Origin of the sequence: Chitinophaga sp. sic0106 (assembly GCF_019219075.1) — a bacterium.
Lineage (GTDB): Bacteria > Bacteroidota > Bacteroidia > Chitinophagales > Chitinophagaceae > Chitinophaga.
In genome coordinates, this window is the sequence record NZ_JAHUWJ010000013.1 from 41,705 (window position 1) to 59,734 (window position 18,030).

General features: G+C 47.8%; 13 protein-coding genes and 1 tRNA gene. 11 read left to right on the forward strand and 3 right to left on the reverse strand.

All coding sequences use genetic code 11. The features are described 5' to 3' along the window. Positions 1–11 precede the first annotated feature (11 nt). A complete protein-coding gene (locus KW844_RS18765; protein ID WP_218378319.1) occupies positions 12–1,028 on the reverse strand; it encodes a YafY family protein in 1,017 nt (338 codons plus the stop codon). A gap of 108 nt (positions 1,029–1,136) precedes the next feature. On the opposite strand from KW844_RS18765, the gene KW844_RS18770 reads away from it, so the two are divergent. From KW844_RS18770 to KW844_RS18790, 5 genes are all read left to right on the forward strand, one after another. Then, complete coding sequence (locus KW844_RS18770) at positions 1,137–2,657, forward strand: TROVE domain-containing protein (RefSeq protein ID WP_218378320.1); 1,521 nt, start codon at positions 1,137–1,139, stop codon at positions 2,655–2,657. Positions 2,658–3,242: 585 nt separating this feature from the next. Further along, the gene (locus tag KW844_RS18775) at positions 3,243–3,827 is read left to right on the forward strand and encodes an RNA polymerase sigma factor (RefSeq protein ID WP_218378321.1); all 585 of its coding nucleotides are present in this window, start codon (positions 3,243–3,245) and stop codon (positions 3,825–3,827) included. Between the two features lie 71 nt (positions 3,828–3,898). Beyond that, complete coding sequence (locus KW844_RS18780) at positions 3,899–5,047, forward strand: FecR family protein (protein ID WP_218378322.1); 1,149 nt, start codon at positions 3,899–3,901, stop codon at positions 5,045–5,047. Positions 5,048–5,256: 209 nt separating this feature from the next. Further along, entirely contained in the window at positions 5,257–8,460 is a 3,204-nt protein-coding gene (locus KW844_RS18785) for a TonB-dependent receptor (protein ID WP_218378323.1), read from the forward strand. Positions 8,461–8,471: 11 nt separating this feature from the next. Continuing rightward, positions 8,472–10,094, forward strand: a complete 1,623-nt coding sequence (locus tag KW844_RS18790) for a RagB/SusD family nutrient uptake outer membrane protein (RefSeq protein WP_218378324.1) — start codon at positions 8,472–8,474, stop codon at positions 10,092–10,094. Positions 10,095–10,196: 102 nt separating this feature from the next. Here the strand turns inward: KW844_RS18790 and KW844_RS18795 are convergent, their stop codons facing one another. After that, positions 10,197–10,592 carry a DinB family protein gene (locus tag KW844_RS18795; RefSeq protein ID WP_370626500.1) on the reverse strand — a complete coding sequence of 132 codons (396 nt, stop codon included), beginning with the start codon at positions 10,590–10,592 and terminating at the stop codon, positions 10,197–10,199. A gap of 192 nt (positions 10,593–10,784) precedes the next feature. On the opposite strand from KW844_RS18795, the gene KW844_RS18800 reads away from it, so the two are divergent. The 3 genes from KW844_RS18800 (at position 10,785) to KW844_RS18810 (ending at position 13,998) form a co-directional block, all read left to right on the forward strand. Then, positions 10,785–11,132: a hypothetical protein gene (locus KW844_RS18800; protein WP_218378325.1), complete on the forward strand. Its 348-nt coding sequence runs from the start codon at positions 10,785–10,787 to the stop codon at positions 11,130–11,132. Between the two features lie 129 nt (positions 11,133–11,261). After that, on the forward strand, positions 11,262–11,717 hold the full coding sequence (locus KW844_RS18805) for a DUF3347 domain-containing protein (RefSeq protein WP_218378326.1): 456 nt from the start codon (positions 11,262–11,264) through the stop codon (positions 11,715–11,717). Positions 11,718–11,808: 91 nt separating this feature from the next. Continuing rightward, positions 11,809–13,998: a multicopper oxidase domain-containing protein gene (locus KW844_RS18810; RefSeq protein WP_218378327.1), complete on the forward strand. Its 2,190-nt coding sequence runs from the start codon at positions 11,809–11,811 to the stop codon at positions 13,996–13,998. 41 nt (positions 13,999–14,039) lie between these two features. Here the strand turns inward: KW844_RS18810 and KW844_RS18815 are convergent, their stop codons facing one another. Continuing rightward, the gene (locus KW844_RS18815; RefSeq protein ID WP_218378328.1) at positions 14,040–14,198 is read right to left on the reverse strand and encodes a hypothetical protein; all 159 of its coding nucleotides are present in this window, start codon (positions 14,196–14,198) and stop codon (positions 14,040–14,042) included. A gap of 185 nt (positions 14,199–14,383) precedes the next feature. Here KW844_RS18815 and KW844_RS18820 point away from each other — a divergent pair, with 185 nt between their 5' ends. From KW844_RS18820 to KW844_RS18830, 3 genes are all read left to right on the forward strand, one after another. Then, positions 14,384–16,288 (forward strand): AAA domain-containing protein, encoded by a 1,905-nt coding sequence (locus tag KW844_RS18820; RefSeq protein WP_218378329.1) that lies wholly within the window; start codon positions 14,384–14,386, stop codon positions 16,286–16,288. Positions 16,289–16,372: 84 nt separating this feature from the next. Next, a tRNA-Leu gene (locus KW844_RS18825) sits at positions 16,373–16,456 on the forward strand. Positions 16,457–16,561: 105 nt separating this feature from the next. Continuing rightward, a complete protein-coding gene (locus tag KW844_RS18830) occupies positions 16,562–17,905 on the forward strand; it encodes a Fic family protein (RefSeq protein WP_218378330.1) in 1,344 nt (447 codons plus the stop codon). Positions 17,906–18,030 lie beyond the last annotated feature (125 nt).

Sequence of the window (18,030 nt, forward strand, 5' to 3'; positions counted from 1 at the left end):
CTAAAAGTACGCTATTCTGGTGAGTAAAGGCTGGCAGCCTTCCTTACCCTGTCCATGATACGGTTGCGCAGTTTCAGCGGCTCCAGTACTTCCATGCCATCGCCAAATCCCAGGATTTCCTTTTCCAGTTCAAAGTTTTGTACCACGCGGAGTTCAATAACAATGCGTCCTTCTCCGGTTTCCACTATCACCTGGCTTTTATGGAGTGGCTTGGTGATCACGTAGGGCACATGTTCGTTTCTAACGGCAATGCGTATACGACTTGGGCGCAGGTCCATTACGGTAGCTCCGATTGTATGCTCATAATATGCTTCCGGCGTGTAGCCCTCACTGTTAGGTATATACAATGTATCCTTATCGAGTGCGATGTCGGCAATGCGGTCCAGCGCCAGGGTCATCGGGGAGGCTACTCCCGTTCTGGTACCCACCACGAACCAGCGGTTCTTAAATTCTTTCAGCCACCAGCCGTGGAACTCCAGGCTGGTGGCGCTCTTCGCTTTAAACGACTGATATTTAATTTTAAGCGCTACCTGGTTTACTATCGCTTCATATATAATACTAAGGTGCTGCAGGCCTTTGAGACTTTCATTCTTTTCAAAATCGATGATCGTTTGCTGGCCGTGACCAGATGCATACACGTGTCCTTCCAGCTTCTGCACTACCCCGTTGAGGTGTTCGAAGTGGGTAAAGCCTTTGAACTGTTTGAGTACTTCCACGGCCTCCGTCATCCTGGTGAGGTCAGCATCGCTCAGGGGGATATTGGTAATACTATAATCCGGGTCCTCGTACATATAATACTTCTTCTCAACGATGATGATAGGGGCGTTGTAGCCCAGTTTATCACTGCGCATCATTTGTATATCCGCCTGGATAGTACGGCGACTAATCCCTTTTTCCATCCCTTCATAGTCGTACAGGGTGTCGGATACTTTGTCGATAAGATCGGCCAAAGTCCAGCGCCGGCGGCGGTTTCGCAGGCAGGTATCAATAGTTTTATAACGTATAAGGGCGTTCCTGTTTACTGGCATTTCCAATAAATTTCAGGAAAAATAGAAAAAATTTTTTACTGCGCAAAAACACTGCGCACATGACCATGCATCTTTGTACAGTCAATCACACAGTAAAACACAAACGATATGAAATTCAATTTAAAACGCAAACAGCAACCGGCAATTACCAACCACGCAGGCGCAAAAGCATATGCCATGACACCTGAGATGGAGCTTTACAGCACAGTGGTAACGGCTTCCCTGAGCGATCAGTTCTACGAAGGTAGCGCTGAGAAACTGGATCGTATCCGTTTGCTGATGGCAAAAAATGGTCCTGCATTTATAGCGCGGCTGGCAGTGTATGCACGTGAAAAAATGTACCTGCGTAGCGTACCGATGGTACTGGCAGTGGAACTGGCCAAACAGCATACTGGTGATGGCCTCATAGGTAAAATGGTATCCCGTGTGGTGCAGCGTGCAGATGAGATCACAGAGTTGTTGTCGTACTACACACTGGCCAACGACCGTAAAGAAACTAAAAAACTGCATCAGCTGAGCAAGCAGGTACAGAAAGGGCTGGCCGTTGCCTTCAACAAATTCGACGAATACCAGTTTGCAAAATATGACCGTAAAACTGCCATCACCCTGCGTGACGCCTTGTTTATGGTGCATCCTAAAGCAAAAGATGAGGCGCAGCAGCTATTGTTCAACAAAATAGCCAAACAGGACCTGGCTGTGCCTTATACCTGGGAAACGGAGTTATCGGCCGCAGGACAGTACAAATATGATTCACCGCTGGCAAAAGAGCAGGCTTTTAAAGCCATCTGGGAGCAGCTGATCGACAGCGGCCAGCTGGGCTATATGGCCATGATGCGTAACCTGCGTAATATGTTACAGGCAGACATCAGTGCAGCGCATATACAAAAGGTATGTGACGTGTTAAGTGATGCTGATGCGGTAAAACGCGCTAAACAACTGCCCTTCCGCTTCCTGGCGGCCTACCGCGAGCTACCGGTTCACGGGGCAGCCGGAAAAATAGGAGAAGCGCTGGAAAAAGCCTTACAGGCAAGCATTCATAACATGAAAGGTTTTGATGGTAACACCAAAATCGTAATTGCCTGCGATGTTTCCGGGTCCATGCAGCAACCGGTTTCTGCGAGAAGCAAAGTACTGGCCTATGACATCGGACTGATGCTGGGTATGCTGTTACAACATAAATGCGATAACGTGATAGCCGGTATGTTTGGAAATACCTGGAAAATTATAGATATGCCAGGAAAAAATATCCTATCCAATGTGAAAGAATTCTACAAACGCGAAGGCGAAGTAGGATACAGCACCAACGGACATGAGGTATTGCGCGACCTGATCAAACGAGGATACAAAGCCGACAAGCTGATGTTCTTCTCTGATCTGCAAATGTGGAATTCAAACATTAACCAAACTGCTGATTCCTTCCGCCAGGCGTGGGCAGATTATAAAACGCAGGTGGCGCCGGATGCAAAGCTGTATCTTTTTGATTTGCAGGGCTACGGCCAGGCGCCACTCAACATCCTGGACAACGATGTATACCTGATAGCAGGATGGAGCGACAAAGTATTTGACGTGCTGGAAGCCCTTGAAAAAGGACAGGACGCACTGAGCAAAATACAGGAAGTGGCGCTTTAGTTGTCCGGTTTGTTAATCCTTAAAGAAATTGATCATTACAGGTGCCGTAGTTTCGGGATACTTCGTATGGCTCCGGAGGTTGCAGGTGCGAGTCCTGCTCATGTGCAAACATGGTAGCTCAAAGTAGAGTACCGGAATGAAAAGACCTGGAACGCCTTTTTGCCCTGTAATGTTTTTGAAGCTACCGGAAGGTGTCGTTTTGATGGGTTACTTCTCTCTTAAGAAATCACACACTCATCATCGTTATTACCCTTCCGTTTTATACCTTATCAGGCTACCGGTGCCGTAGTATCGGGTTACTTCGATCCACAGCGGAACAGCAGGTTTGATTCCTGCACCCGAAAGGGTTAGTGTAAATGTTAACACGCCGCAGTAAAGTCCTGGTGCGATTTTTTTGCCCGGTTGCCTGTATGGAGGTGTCGTTTGGATGAGTTACTTCTTTTAGGTAGAAACAAACACTCATTCTGCTTTTTACCCTCCATTTTAATCTATTAGCTGAATCTACTATTAGCTTTTATCAATACACTATCAGGTTGATTGCTAAGTTTTTATTTACTTTGGAAACATTACCTTGAATTCCAGTTATTGATTAACGCAACGGACGTCCACGATGAAACCGGCCTCCTGACAGGATTACACGCCGGCAATCAGGCAGCATTTAAATTGCTGTATGAAAAATATCATCATGCGCTGTACCGTAAAACCTTCCAAATCCTGCATTCGGCCTCTGAAACGGAGGATATTATCCAGGAAGCATTTATTACCCTCTGGGAAAAACGTCATGATATTGATACTGCCAGGCCTCTTGGGCCCTGGCTTTTCACGGTTACCTTCAACCGGGCTGTCAACCACCTGAAAAAGCAGTTGAGAGAAAAAAGCAAGGCAGCAGAACTGCAGCCGGTGCCGGATCACGATTTCCGGGAAATAGAGCAGCAATGGCAGCTACTGGAAGCGGCGGTGAGCCAGTTATCGCCGCAAAAGCGGCGCGTATTTCAGCTTTGTAAAATGGAAGGCCGTACCTATGAGGAGGCTTCGCAGCTGATGGGAATATCCCGGTATACGGTTAAAGAATACCTGGGAGAAGTGATGCATATCCTGCGGGAACATGTCCGTAAACATGTCAGTTACGATACTACTTTATTTGTACTGCTGCTACTCTCCCTACTTTAAAATTTTTTCTCTCCCTACCCCCCCTTTTTTAATTACCCGTTGTATATAATATTTAAAGGCATCCACGTATTTTGAAAAGCGATCAACAAAAATTAAGAGAACTATTGTCGGCCACCGATCGTACGGCGGAAGACGAGGCATGGCTACGGTCGTACCTTCAGAATACCGATGCAGCGGAGCTGCGACAGCAAACCCACGAGCTGTTTGAGCAGCATCTGGCGGAGCATCAGCCTTTACCTGGTGCCACTACGGCACGTATGTGGGAGCATATCAGGGAGAGAACAACTGCTACGGTGGCCCCGGTGAGGCGTAACTTCCGGATGTACCGGTGGGCAGCCGCAGCAGCAGTTGTAGGCGCAGTGGTGATTTATCCGCTGCTGACCCGCCAACAAAAACAGCCTGTAACGGTAACGTACCTCATCCGGCCGGCGGGGAATAAAGCGGTGCTAACGCTGGCGGATGGCTCCAAAGTAACGTTGAGTGATACCGGCAGCCTGGTGATTAAAACCGGCAACCTCGCCATAGAGCAACATGAAGGGGAATTACAATACCACAGCAAACAGGTGGACCCAAGTGCTTTTAACGTACTGGAAACACCCCGTGGAGGCGTATTCCAGGTAACACTGCCGGATGGCAGCCACGTATGGCTCAACGCCGCTTCGTCCTTAAAATACCCGGTAACGTTTACGGATAAACGAACCGTAACCCTTAACGGGCAGGCCTACTTCGAAATAGCGCAGGATGCCAAACGACCCTTTTTTGTAAAAGTGGGCGACATGGAAGTACAGGTGCTCGGTACCAGCTTTGATGTGATGGCCTACAGCGATGAACAACAGATTCATACCACGTTGGTAAGCGGTGCCGTGAAAGTATTACAGCATAAAAACGCTACGTTATTGCAGCCCGGGCAGCAGTCGCTCCTGGACCCTGCCAGCGGCAGTATCAGCGTACAACCTGCCAACATCGACCAGGTGCTGGCCTGGCGCAACGGAAAATTTGAACTGGAGAATACCGACCTGCCTGCCTTCCTGCGGCAGCTGGCCCGATGGTATGATATCGACATATACATCGCCGCTCCCGCCACAGCAGTAGCCAGTAAAAAATTTGGCGGCCAGATAGGCCGCGATATCAACCTACAGGACGTCATGAAAATACTGGAACTATACAAAATACAATGCAGCCTTGACAACAGAACGCTCACCATCGTTTCTGTTCAATAATATTACAACCAAAATCAATCGTACTGTTTATGAACCGTTTAAAAAAAATAAATCAACTATAGTCTAACTCTTAATTCCACTGATGTATGTATCCGTACTCTTGCAACGGAGCACCGCAAACCGCGGCGCCCACGGCATTGCCATGCCTATTGCAGCAATCGATTGCTAAAAAGCATGGCAGTAATAAACGCTTAAAACTATTCAGGATTATGCGCATAACTTCTCTCCTGCTGTGCCTCGGCATGATGAATATCTATGCAAACGGCATAGCCCAGCAAATCACCCTTACCGCAAAAAATCAGCAGCTGAAAACAGTGCTGAAAAAAATTGCCAAACAGGCCGGCGTATACCTCGTGTATGAAGAAAAAGAACTGAACTCGATAGCCCCTATATCCGTGCAGGTAAAGGACGCCTCGCTGTCACAGGCGCTGGACCTGTGTTTCAAAGGTCAGCCATTGGTGTATAACATCATCGACAAAACAGTGGTGGTAAAAAAGAAGGAGGTAGCTGTACCATCCACCACACCCATGGTGGCCCCTCCCCAGGAAAAAAATCTCAGAATTCTGGGCCGTGTTCTGGAAGCCAAAGATCCTCCCGGACCATTGGTAGGAGCTTCTGTACAGGTGAAAGGCAGCACTAAAGGTGCCCACTCCGACGCCAATGGCGTGTTTGAACTCCATGTGCCTAAAGGTAGTATCCTCGTAGTATCTATGATTGGCTACAAACCACAGGAATACGTGGTACATGATGAACAAGCCAACCTTATCTTCTCCCTGAAAGAAGATTTAAAAACACTGGACCAGGTAGTGGTGACCGGCTTTGGCACCCAAAAAATTAAGAATATTGCCAGCTCCGTAGCTACGGTTAATATGGACAATGTGAAAAACAAGCCCATTGTACAGTTATCACAGGCACTGCAAGGCGGTGCCACCGGTATACAGGTGTCACAAACTACCGGTCTGGTAGGGGGCGATCAGGCCAACATCCGCATCCGCGGCGTGGGAACACTGTTGAATGCAGCTCCTTTAGTACTGGTAGATGGCGTGCCTTTCGATATGAATAACCTTGACCCAAACACAGTCGAAAGTATTACCGTATTAAAAGATGCAGCTTCCGCCTCCATGTATGGCGCACGTGCAGCCAACGGCGTTATCATCATCACCACCAAACGTGGTGTGGCCGGCGTACCCAACATCGAATACAATGGCTACTATGGTATACAACGTCCGCAATACATGCCTGATTTCGTAGATGCCGCCACCTGGATGCGCATGAACAATGAAGCCATGAAAAATTCAGGTGGTAATCCTATCTATTCGGATTCCATCATCGCTGTAACACAAAGCGGAACAGATCCGGTGAAAAATCCGAATACCAACTGGCCCGACCTCGTGCTGCGCAAATCTATCCCCATACAACAGCATTCTATCCTGGTTTCCGGCGGGAACACCGCCGCACGTTTCTCGCTGTCCATCAACCAAACGTTTCAACAGGGACATGTGAAAAACTCCGATTATAGTCGTACTACAGTACGCGCAAATACTACCGTGGACCTGATGAAAAACTTTTTCATCTACATGGATTTATTTGCCACCCGTAGCCAGCAGAACCAGCCTTACGCCACCAACAGGCTTACCACGGATATCTATCGCCGTATGTACACCGTACCACCAAATATTATTTCCAAATTCCCCGCCAGAGACGATAACCCTGGTTATACCTACTACGGTATCTACGGCGAAAGCTGGAACCCGGTGGCCATGCTGGAAAAAGGCGGTAAGCTGGGAAAAACCAGGGACGAAGCATTGCTGAATATCCGCCCGCAATGGAACCTCCTGCCGGGACTGAGCCTGAAAGGGCAGGCTAGCTACCGCGTGGCCTCCGGTATCGACAAAGCCGATCAGGAGTCTTATATCTTCTTTGACTATTATACCAACCGTACCGCCGGCGTAAACTATCCTACGGTTAAATCAGCCACACTAACGGCGAGGGAAAGCTATCTCTATTTCGGTGGAAACCTTGACTACAACCACGATTTCGGTAAACATAATGTAAACGGTATCGCCGGTTATACACAGGAACTGCGTACCTATGATTCCTGGAAAGATGTAGCCTTACGCTCCTTCTTCGCGAAAGCCTTCTATACCTACGACGATCGCTATTTGCTGGAAGCAGGCCTGCGCCGCGATGGTTCCTCCCTGTTTGGGGATGGTAAAAAATGGGGCATCTTCCCCTCTGTTGCTGCAGGCTGGAATATCGACAAAGAGCACTTCTTTAATGCCAGCTTCATCGATGCCTGGAAAGTCAGAGGTTCCTGGGGCGTGCTGGGCAATAATAATGTGGACCCTTACCTCTACCAAACAACCATTGATGCAGGTAATGGTACAGAAACAGTTATCGGGAACCCAAGCCTGAGCTGGGAAAAAGTGAAGGAGCTGAACGTGGGTACTGATATACACTTCAAACCAGGCATCAGCATTACTGCAGAATGGTATGATAAACTCACCACTGATATGATCATTACGCCGCAACCAAACTACACCTCCGGCACCGGCATTGGCACCAGCAACAATGGCGCACCAATCAATGTGGGCAGTGTTAGAAACCGCGGACAGGAAGTAAAGATCTCCTATCATAAAGTGTTGGGCAAAGAATTTATTTTTGACGCAGGCCTGGGCTATAGCAAGAATAAGAGTAAAATCATACGATTGGTTGGTAATGGTCTTCCCATTATCAGCGGCAACACAATTATGTACGAAGGTGGCGCCCTCAAAGAATTTTATGGGTACGCTACACAAGGATTATTACAACAGGCAGACATCGATAATCCGAAAGTCATGAAGCTGATCGGACAGGCAGCAGGAGATGTTCATTTCCTCAATCAAAATGGAGATACCATTATCAACAACCTGGACCGGGTACCATTGGGCAATACCGAGCCTACAGATGTGTTCTTCTTTAACCTTGACCTCAGTTACAAAGGTTTTGATTTCAGAACTTTGTTATCGGGAGAATCAGGTGCATCCCTGTTCTACTCCGGCAACCTGGCCATACCGCTGAACATTGGCGGTGAAAGCGGAACGCCTCAAAAATCACAACTGGATTACTGGACGCCAACGCGCACCAACGCATCACGTCCACGCCTGACGCCTACTCCTGGCACCAACGCCAATTTCTCCGATTTCTGGCGTGTAAATGGTCGTTTCCTCCGCGTTCGTTATATCGAGCTGGGTTACAATCTCCCTCAGCCTATCGCCAGAAAGATCAGGGCCAAAATGCTGCGTGTATACTTTAATGCGCAAAATGCATTCACTTTCTCCAAAGTAAAACTCTTTGATCCGGAAAGCGGCGGTGACCAAAACACCGTGCCATTACTTAAAGCATACACGTTTGGTCTTAATCTCAAATTCTAAAAATCAGGAACATGAAACATCTTCATAAAAAAATATTCACCGGTCTGCTGGCATCTTCCCTGCTGTTTGGCTGTTCCAAGGACTACCTGGAAAGGGACAACCCCACGGCCACTACGGACGACAAATGGTGGCGGCTGGAGTCGGATCTCTTTAACTACCTGGAAGTAATTTATAATAATCAGATGTCGCCCGGCGCGCTGATCACCTCTTCCTCCTACCAGGCCAACTGTCGTATGCACATGAGTGGCATCACAGATGAGTCGGTATTCCGCGCCAACTTCGGCAGCTGGAACAGTTATCCGCTGGGTGCAGTCACTACCACTGATGGCTACCTGTCGGATACTTACCGCCAAAATTATAAGGATATCCGCAACGCTTCCCGCATTCTTGAAAACTATTCGAGAATATATATGGAAAGTGCAGTAGTAAAAGAACAACGGGCCGCAGAAGCAAGAGCATTGCGTGCGAGAGCACACCTCAACCTGTTTTTATTTTACGGCGCTATCCCTATTGTGAGTAAAAGTCTGGAACCTGCCGAAGGCGCATCTGTACCGCGCAACACCGCAGAGGAAGTGGTAAAATTCGTCAGCACGGAGCTGGATTCAGCTGCGGAGGTATTGCCTACTACTTATGCCAGCAGCGAGGCTTACCGCATTTCAAAGGGCGCGTGTTATGCTATGCAGGTACAACTTTTTCTGAGTGTAAAAAATTACCCTAAGGTGATTGAATATGCGAAGAAACTGATTGCACTCAATGTTTATGACCTCCATTACAGCACTACTGCCGGTGTAAACAGCTATGCACAATTATTTTCCTACGACGCACTGGAAAACAAGGAGCGCATTATGTTCCGCCGTACAGGCAATTCAGGTGCATTTTTCCGCCTCGCGCCGAAAAGCTTATCCGGACAAGCTTGTAACGGTCCTACTGCCACGATGGTAAATAGTTACGAAACACTGCAAGGCAAAACACCGGAAGAACTCGGCGCAGATAGTTTAGCAGTATACTGGAAAAATCCGTTGTACAAAAACAACCGAGATCCCCGCCTGGCGGCCAGTGTATTATTTCCTGGCCAGACGTTTGTAAACCGGCTGCTGGACCCGTTCACTTCCGGATCGGTAGATCAGATTGGGGCGGCGCAGTCCACCCAAACCGGCTACTGGGTTAAAAAATATCTAGACCCTAAAGATGTATCGCGTAATAACTCCGGCACACTGAATTTCATGATCACCCGTTATGCAGAAATCCTGCTCAGCTATGTGGAAGCACTGGTGGAGTCAGATGACTGGCAAAACCCTGACGTACTCCTGTATCTCAACAAAATACGCAATCGCGCCGGTATGCCGAATGTAAATACAGCAGTTTATAACACGCAGGAAAAAATGCGTGCGCTGTATCGCCGGGAACGTAAGGTGGAACTGGCATTTGAGGGCACCCGCCTGTTTGACATCCGCAGGTGGCAGATTGGCGCAGAAGTGTTAAATGGTCCGGCGATGGGCGCCATCAATCCGAATACCAACCAGCCGGTGATTGTGGAAACACGGGTATTCGACGCAGGACGCGATTACCTGTGGCCTATTCCACTCACAGAGATCAATGGCAATCCGGCGATGGTACAGAATCCTAAATGGTAGAAATCTTTTAATAAAACAGTACACTTAGGAGAACCCAGAACGGCCTTTCGACCAGTTTGTTTGTGCCCCATTCTTAAGACCGCTGCTGGCGGTCTTTTTTTGCTATATTTCCCGCAGCTGCAATACCCGCACCGTCACCAGCAACTGCCCCAGGTGCCGCATGGTATGCTCTGCCGCATGAAACAACAATCCCTGCACAGTAGAGGGCAGCTGCTTACGGCCCACTCCGCGGAAATTGGTTAAGGTAGCCGGGTCAGTAGCTTTCAGCTGTTGTAATGCTTTATCTGTTTGTAAACTAAATTGTTCCACCAGCGCTGCCACGGTGGAGGAAGGCAGCTCTTCCTGTTTAAGGTAAGCCAGCTGCTCCTCTGAGAGGTTGGAACCCGTTGCGTAAGTAAAAAGGCGGTCGAGCACACCCGTTAAATGCTTCAGGTGAAATCCCGGGGAAGCATTGCCAGCGGGATTCTCCCATAACAACTCCTCCGGAAATCCTTCCATCAGCTGTTGGATCTCTTCCCTGGCCTACAACAACGCATGTGCCACCGGTTGCAGTAATGCCGGAACCTGCTCCACAGGCCCTCTCATCCAGTATTCTATCGCCATATATTACCAGTTTCGGAAATTATATAAATCATTCTACAAATTATGTAAACAAGCCGGATTTACCACACCCTATCTTTGGGGTGTATTATGAAACGTAACACTACCATAAAAGCCTTTTCGCTGTTACTGATTTTCAGTCTGCACCTGTTGACAGGGTTTACCTGCTCCGCCATTATGATGGCACAGAGCAGTAAGCACAGCAGCCATGAGCAGCATTGCTGCTCCGGTGATATGGTAAAGTTCACCCTGCTGGATAAAGCCATTAATGCTTCATTGGAAGTGGCGGCGGCACCTGCCAGTATGTTGCCGGCAACGGAAATCATTTATAGTATAACCGCAACCGAACCAGCAGCCCAACAACGATATTTAACCAACCATGCACGATGCCTTCCCGTCAGGGATATCAGAATAGAAATACAGCGTTTTTTGATTTGATTACCTACTCCGCAACATCGCGGAAACCTGCCTGCACTGCCGGAAAGAGCGGCACAAGCCTTTCCTGGCAGTACAGCCATCCTCAATACTTCATTCCAATAAATCATATCAAACTCAAATTACTCCATCATGAAAAAAGTATTTCTTGCCATCGCCGTACTGTTCCAACTGGGCACTGCCTATGCACAAAACAAATCCGGTTTGCTCACCCAATATTTTGCTGTTAAGGATGCGCTTGTAAGTGGCAACAGCGCCAATGCCAGCGCCGCAGCTGCTGCCTTCGTAAAGGCTGCCGGGGAAACATCCGCCGATAAATCCATTGAGGCTGCCAAAGCCAAACTGGTGGATGACGCGCAACTGATAGCCACCACACAGGACCTGGCAAAACAAAGGGAACAATTTAAACAATTGTCCGCCGATATGTACTCCCTCGCTAAAACTACCAAACTGAGCGATGCACCTGTGTATCAGCAGTACTGCCCCATGAAAAAAGCCGGATGGCTTTCCGCTAACAAGGACATCAAAAATCCTTACTACGGCAACCAGATGCTGACCTGCGGCAAGGTAGCAGACACCATTGAGTAACATACCAGCAAACAATTGGCACCCGGCAATAGTTATATCCACAACAAATGGATATAGCTAACCGGGCGCTCCTACCCTTTGATTTATTTTTATGAAGCACTTCCTTTTATTATTTCTGCTGATGGCCACTGCCAGCAGCTATACATACGCACAGGCACCTAAAACCGTCCGCTACGACCTCTACATCGGCGATACGATGGTGCACTACTCCGGTAAGATGTCGCACGCACTTGCCATTAACGGTACCATTCCCGGTCCTATCCTGGAATTCACCGAAGGCGATACAGCATTGATCTACGTCCACAACACCCTCAAAGGAGAAACCTCCATCCACTGGCATGGCGTAATTCTTCCTAACCAGGAAGATGGCGTTCCTTACCTCACCACACAGCCTATCAAAGGCGGCCAAACACATGTGTTTAAGTTTCCGGTAGTACAACATGGTACGTATTGGTATCACAGCCATACCATGTTCCAGGAACAAAGCGGATTATATGGTTCGCTGATTTTTCATCCTAAAGCAAAAAGTGATATCCCTGAGAAAGTATTGCTGCTGAGCGATTGGTCCGACATGCATCCGCACCAGATCAACCGCTACCTGCACAATGCCAACGATTGGTTTGCCATCAAAAAAGGATCTACACAGAGTTATGCCGAAGCGGTAAAACAAAAACATTTCGGCACTAAAATCACCAACGAGTGGAAACGCATGACTGCCATGGATGTGAGTGATGTGTACTACGAAAAATTCCTGGCTAACGGCCACCTGAGCGATAGTATGCCGGCATTGAAAGCGGGTGATAAAGTACGGCTCCGTATTATTAATGGCAGCTCTTCCACCTATTTCTGGATTAATTTTTCCGGAGGGAAATTATCAGTAGTATCCAACGATGGGGCTGATGTAGTGCCGGTGGAAGTAGACCGCCTGCTGGTAGGCGTTTCAGAAACATATGATGTGATAGTTACTATTCCTGATGATATGCGTTACCAGGTGCTGGCTACCGCCGAGGACAGAACCGGCTCTACCAGCCTGTGGCTGGGAAAAGGTATGGACATGCCCATGCCGCCCCTGGGGAAACTCAAATATTTTGAGGGCATGAAAATGATGAACGACATGATGCTCATGAACGGCAACCTGGATACCAGCACCGGTATGCAAATGAGCAATCAGACCATGGACATGAACACGGTGATGTACCCCGAAATGAGTGACGCACCGCAAAGCCACTCCGGGCACAACATGGAGCACATGAATATGACATCTCCCCAGGAAATAGTAACCCTGAACTACGGCATGCTGAAAGCCCCGGAGAAAACGACGCTGCCACCGGATGCCCCTGTAAAGGAGCTGAAATTTGAACTCACCGGCAACATGAACCGGTACGTATGGACGGTGAATAACAAAACTGTTTCCGAGTCAGATAAAATCCTGATCCGTAAAGGCGAAGTAGTGCGGATGGTGATTTTCAACAATACAATGATGCGCCACCCTATGCACCTCCACGGCCATTTCTTCCGGGTGCTGAATGGCCAGGGCGAATACTCCCCGCTGAAAACCGTGCTGGATATAATGCCCATGGAAGTGGATACGATTGAATTTGCGGCCACCGAAAGTGGCGACTGGTTCTTCCACTGCCATATCCTCTATCACATGATGAGTGGCATGGGCAGGGTGTTTAGTTATGTGGACGGTCCTCCGAACCCACAGGTGCCTGATCCGGCCTATGCCTGGAAAATGCTGAAAAAAGATGACCGCATGAAATACCTGCAGGCGCAGGTGGGCCTGGAAAGCAATGGTAGCGATGGAGAAATCCGTTTGTCCAACACCCGGTATCAGCTGAGCACAGAATGGCGTGTAGGCCTTAACGATAGACACGGTTATGAGAGTGAGAGCCATTTTGGAAGGTATTTTGGGAAGATGCAATGGCTGTTTCCTTACGTAGGCTGGGATGTGCGTTACCGTAAAATGGATGAAGCGGAGAAAAACATGTTTGGTCAGAAAAACACAAAAGATTTCCGGCAGGTGTTCCACATTGGCTTACAATATACGCTGCCAATGCTGATTGTGGCCGATGCCTCCCTGGATACCGACGGCCGTGTGCGACTACAGTTATCCCGCGAGGATGTGCCTATTTCCCGCCGGCTGCGCTTTAATTTCATGGTGAATACCGACTATGAGTATATGGCTGGCTTCCGGTATGTGATGACGAAAAACTTTGCGTTTAGTACGCATTATGACAGTGATATGGGCTTTGGAGCGGGTATCACCCTGAGTTATTAACCACGACATGATCATCCCGCCAGTGGCGGGATGATCAAAAATCATTTCTTATTCAGATCCCTGATTTCTGTCAGCAATTCCTCCATTTTCTTCAGCCTTTTGGCTTGCCGCACGAAGTAAATAACGATGGCAACGACTGCTGCTGCAATCAGTCCGTACCATAAAATAACATATAGAAATATACCGATTCCAAAATGCATAATGGGTTAGTGTTTTAGTTAATTCTTATAAATATAGGTATAGGGGGAGACATCAGTGGTTTTTTTCTATGGCCCTCCGTCCCGGGCACCCGCCACAAGGGCCGCCTGCACCAGGTTTCAGCTCACCGGTGGACGGGAACTGGCTGGCGTCATCTTCTTATCCAGTCACATCGTATCTTTGCAGGATGGATTATTTCAAAAAGCTCCAGGGATTACTAAAAACAGAACGGGAAGAAGACCGTAAATCATATCAGTCACTGACGGAGAGCACCTCTGTACAGGATCGCAGGGCCGGCGGCCTGGCCTGGTACCCCATCGCCATCAGGGGTAGTGAAATGAGCCGCGGCGATTACCTGACCGTAGAAGTAGAACGCACCACGCATCACGATATACCCCATCAGCTGAGAAGCGGCGTTTCTGCCGTACTCTTTTCGAACCATGACCGCAATCGCCATCAGCAGGAAGGGGTGATATCCTGGGTAGGCGGGAACCGCCTCAAAATCACCCTGCGCACCGATGAGCTGCCCGAATGGGCCGATGATGGCAAACTCGGCATCGATCTGTTGTTTGATGATAACAGCTACGATGAAATGCAAAATGCCCTGAAACTGGCCATAGCCCTGTCGGACGATAATAAAGCCGGCCGGTTGGTACGCGTGCTCACCGGGCAGGCTGCCCCAAACTTCCGTACAGACGTAGTGCCTGTAACTATTCCCAGTCTCAACACTTCACAAAATGAAGCCGTCAATAAAATATTGCAGGCCTGCGATGTAGCGGTGGTGCATGGGCCGCCAGGCACCGGTAAAACCACCACGCTGGTGCAGGCTATCAAAGCTTTGATACAACAGGAGCCACAGCAGATTCTGGTGGTGGCACCCAGCAATGCGGCTGTTGATTTATTAAGTGAGAAGTTAGCCGAGCAGGGGCTGAATGTATTGCGGGTGGGCAATCCTGCCCGTGTATCCGAGCGGTTGTTATCCTTAACACTGGAGCGGAAAATGCAGGGCCATAACAGTTTGAAGGAGGTGAGCCGCCTCCGTAAGCAGGCCAACGAGTTCCGTAACATGGCCCATAAGTACAAGCGTAACTTCGGCAAGGCGGAGCGCGAGCAACGCAAAGCCTTATTTGATGAAGCCCGCAAGATCATCAAGGAAGTGGAAAATATTGAGCAGTATGTGATTGAGGATGTAGTAGCCAAGGCACAGGTGATTACCGCCACACCCGTAGGCAGCAATCACTATACGGTGAAAAATCTAAAGTATCGCACGGTAATCATCGATGAGGCAGGACAGGCGCTGGAGCCCGCCTGCTGGATACCTATCCTGAAAGGAGAAAAGGTAATCCTTGCCGGCGACCATTGTCAGCTGCCGCCTACTATCAAGTCGCATGAAGCCGCTGCTGCCGGCCTGGCCACCACCCTGTTGGAAAAAGTGGTAGCGCTGTATCCGGAGGCGGTGGTACTCCTGGAAGAGCAGTATCGTATGCATGCCACCATCATGGGTTATTCCTCCAATGTATTCTATAACGACCGCTTACGTGCGCACGGCTCCGTAGCCGCGCACCTGCTGTACGACAACGATACGCCGCTGGCATTTATTGATACTGCCGGCTGTGGCTTCGATGAAAAAACGGATGGCACCAGCACTACCAATCCTGAAGAAGCGGCTTTTCTGTTCCGTCATTTAGAGATCATGGCCAATGCCTTAGCGCCGCATTACACCCCGGAAAACTTCCCGACGGTAGCCATTATATCTCCCTACAGACAACAGATAGAGGTACTCAAGGAGCAACTGGCCCATTACCCGGCATTACAGCCTTATAAGGCCCGTATTACCATCAATACGATCGACAGCTTTCAAGGGCAGGAGCGGGATATGGTGTACATAAGCATGACCCGCAGCAACACGGAAAATAAGATTGGCTTCCTGTCCGACATCCGTCGGATGAACGTGGCGATGACCCGCGCGAAGAAGAAACTGGTGGTGATTGGCGACAGCGGCACCTTGTCGCAACTACCATTCTACGCTGATTTCATTGCCTACGCAGAGGCGCAAAACAGCTACCAGAGCGCCTGGGAGTATGCAGAGTAAGCTAACGCTTTCATTATCATTAAAATAAATTTGGCAGAATCAAACTTCTGCGTATCTTTGCGGTCCTGAAACACAAAATCAGTTGCCCAGATGGCGAAATTGGTAGACGCACTGTGTTCAGGTCGCAGCGCTCGCAAGGGTGTGCTGGTTCGAATCCAGTTCTGGGCACTTGGCAAAATAAGCCGTATAAGTAAAAACTTATACGGCTTATTTTTTTAGATGTCATTGATTGTTTAATTTAACAAGGATATCTAAATCCAATTCCTTCAGATTATGAAAGTCACGGTTCAGCAAATAGATCAACTGATTAAGGAGTGGCAGACATTGCAACCTGTTAACCCGAAGTATCAACAGGAGATAGACAAGAAATTCAGACTTGAATTTAACTACAACTCCAACCACATAGAGGGCAACACCCTCACCTATGGAGAAACAGCCTTACTCTTGTTTTTCGATAAAACTTCCGGCAACCATGATCTAAGGGAGTTTGAGGAAATGAAAGCACATGATGTAGCGTTCGATATCGTGAAAAAATGGAGCCAGAACACGGAATATCCATTGAACGAGCGGGATCTAAAAAACCTGCATGAGATTCTGTTAGTGCGGCCATTCTGGAAAGACGCTATTACTTCAAATGGAACTACCACCCGCCGGCAAATTGAAATAGGCAACTATAAAAAGTATCCAAACTCTGTACTTCTGCAAAACGGGGAGATATTTCACTACACCTCTCCGGAAGATACCCCTATTGAAATGGGAGAATTAATATCCTGGTACAGATCAGAGGAAGAAAAGAAAGAATTGCACCCGGTTGCATTAGCGGCCTTATTACACTATAAATTCGTACGGATTCACCCGTTCGATGATGGCAATGGAAGAATGAGCCGGCTGCTTATGAATTTTGTATTGCTGAAATATGGATTGCCGCCAGTTGTGATAAAAGCCAGCGACAAAAAGAACTATCTATTTGCACTAAATCAGGCTGATACTGGCGATTTAAATGCATTTATAACATATGTTTCTGCTCAACTTACATGGAGCCTTGAGCTATCAATTAAGGGCGCAAAAGGGGAAAGTCTGGAAGAAGAAGATGATATTGATAAAGAAATAGCTATTTGGAAGCGGCAGCAAAATACGCCGCATCAAGAAAGTATCAGAAGCAATGCATCCATATATACGCTTTATTTTCAACATGGTCTCAGAGAATTAATATTGGAATTTGAGGAGAGTCATAGACCATTTCATGAAATGTTTCATCAGATACGTCCGTATTTTATTATAGACCAGATTCCTCTTCGTATAAACGTGGCGTCCACATTAGAGGAGTTTGATAAGGAAATGAATTACTTTGCTAGTGAGACACAGATCAGATCAACCAACATCGATTTTGGTATCAATTTAATTGAGTACAAATTTAACCTTAAGGAAACCTTTGACCTCAAACCACAATTGAAGGTTAATTTAAATTTCTCCAATTACACCATTGGACACAACCAACACATCCTACTAACAAAAAATTATACTGAAGGAATATCTGAAGAGGAAAGACAAAAAATAATAGCAACTGTTAAAAAGGATACCTTCAGTGCTATAAAAAAACTTTCAGAAGGCAAATAGGCTGTCAGCTCTAATAACAGCAATTCTGGCTCGCTAACTTCTTAATTTTATTTAGAACCCCAAGGAGCTATTCCAGCTCTAGCCTCCGTACATAAACTTCACAAACTTTTCATCATTATATTTAT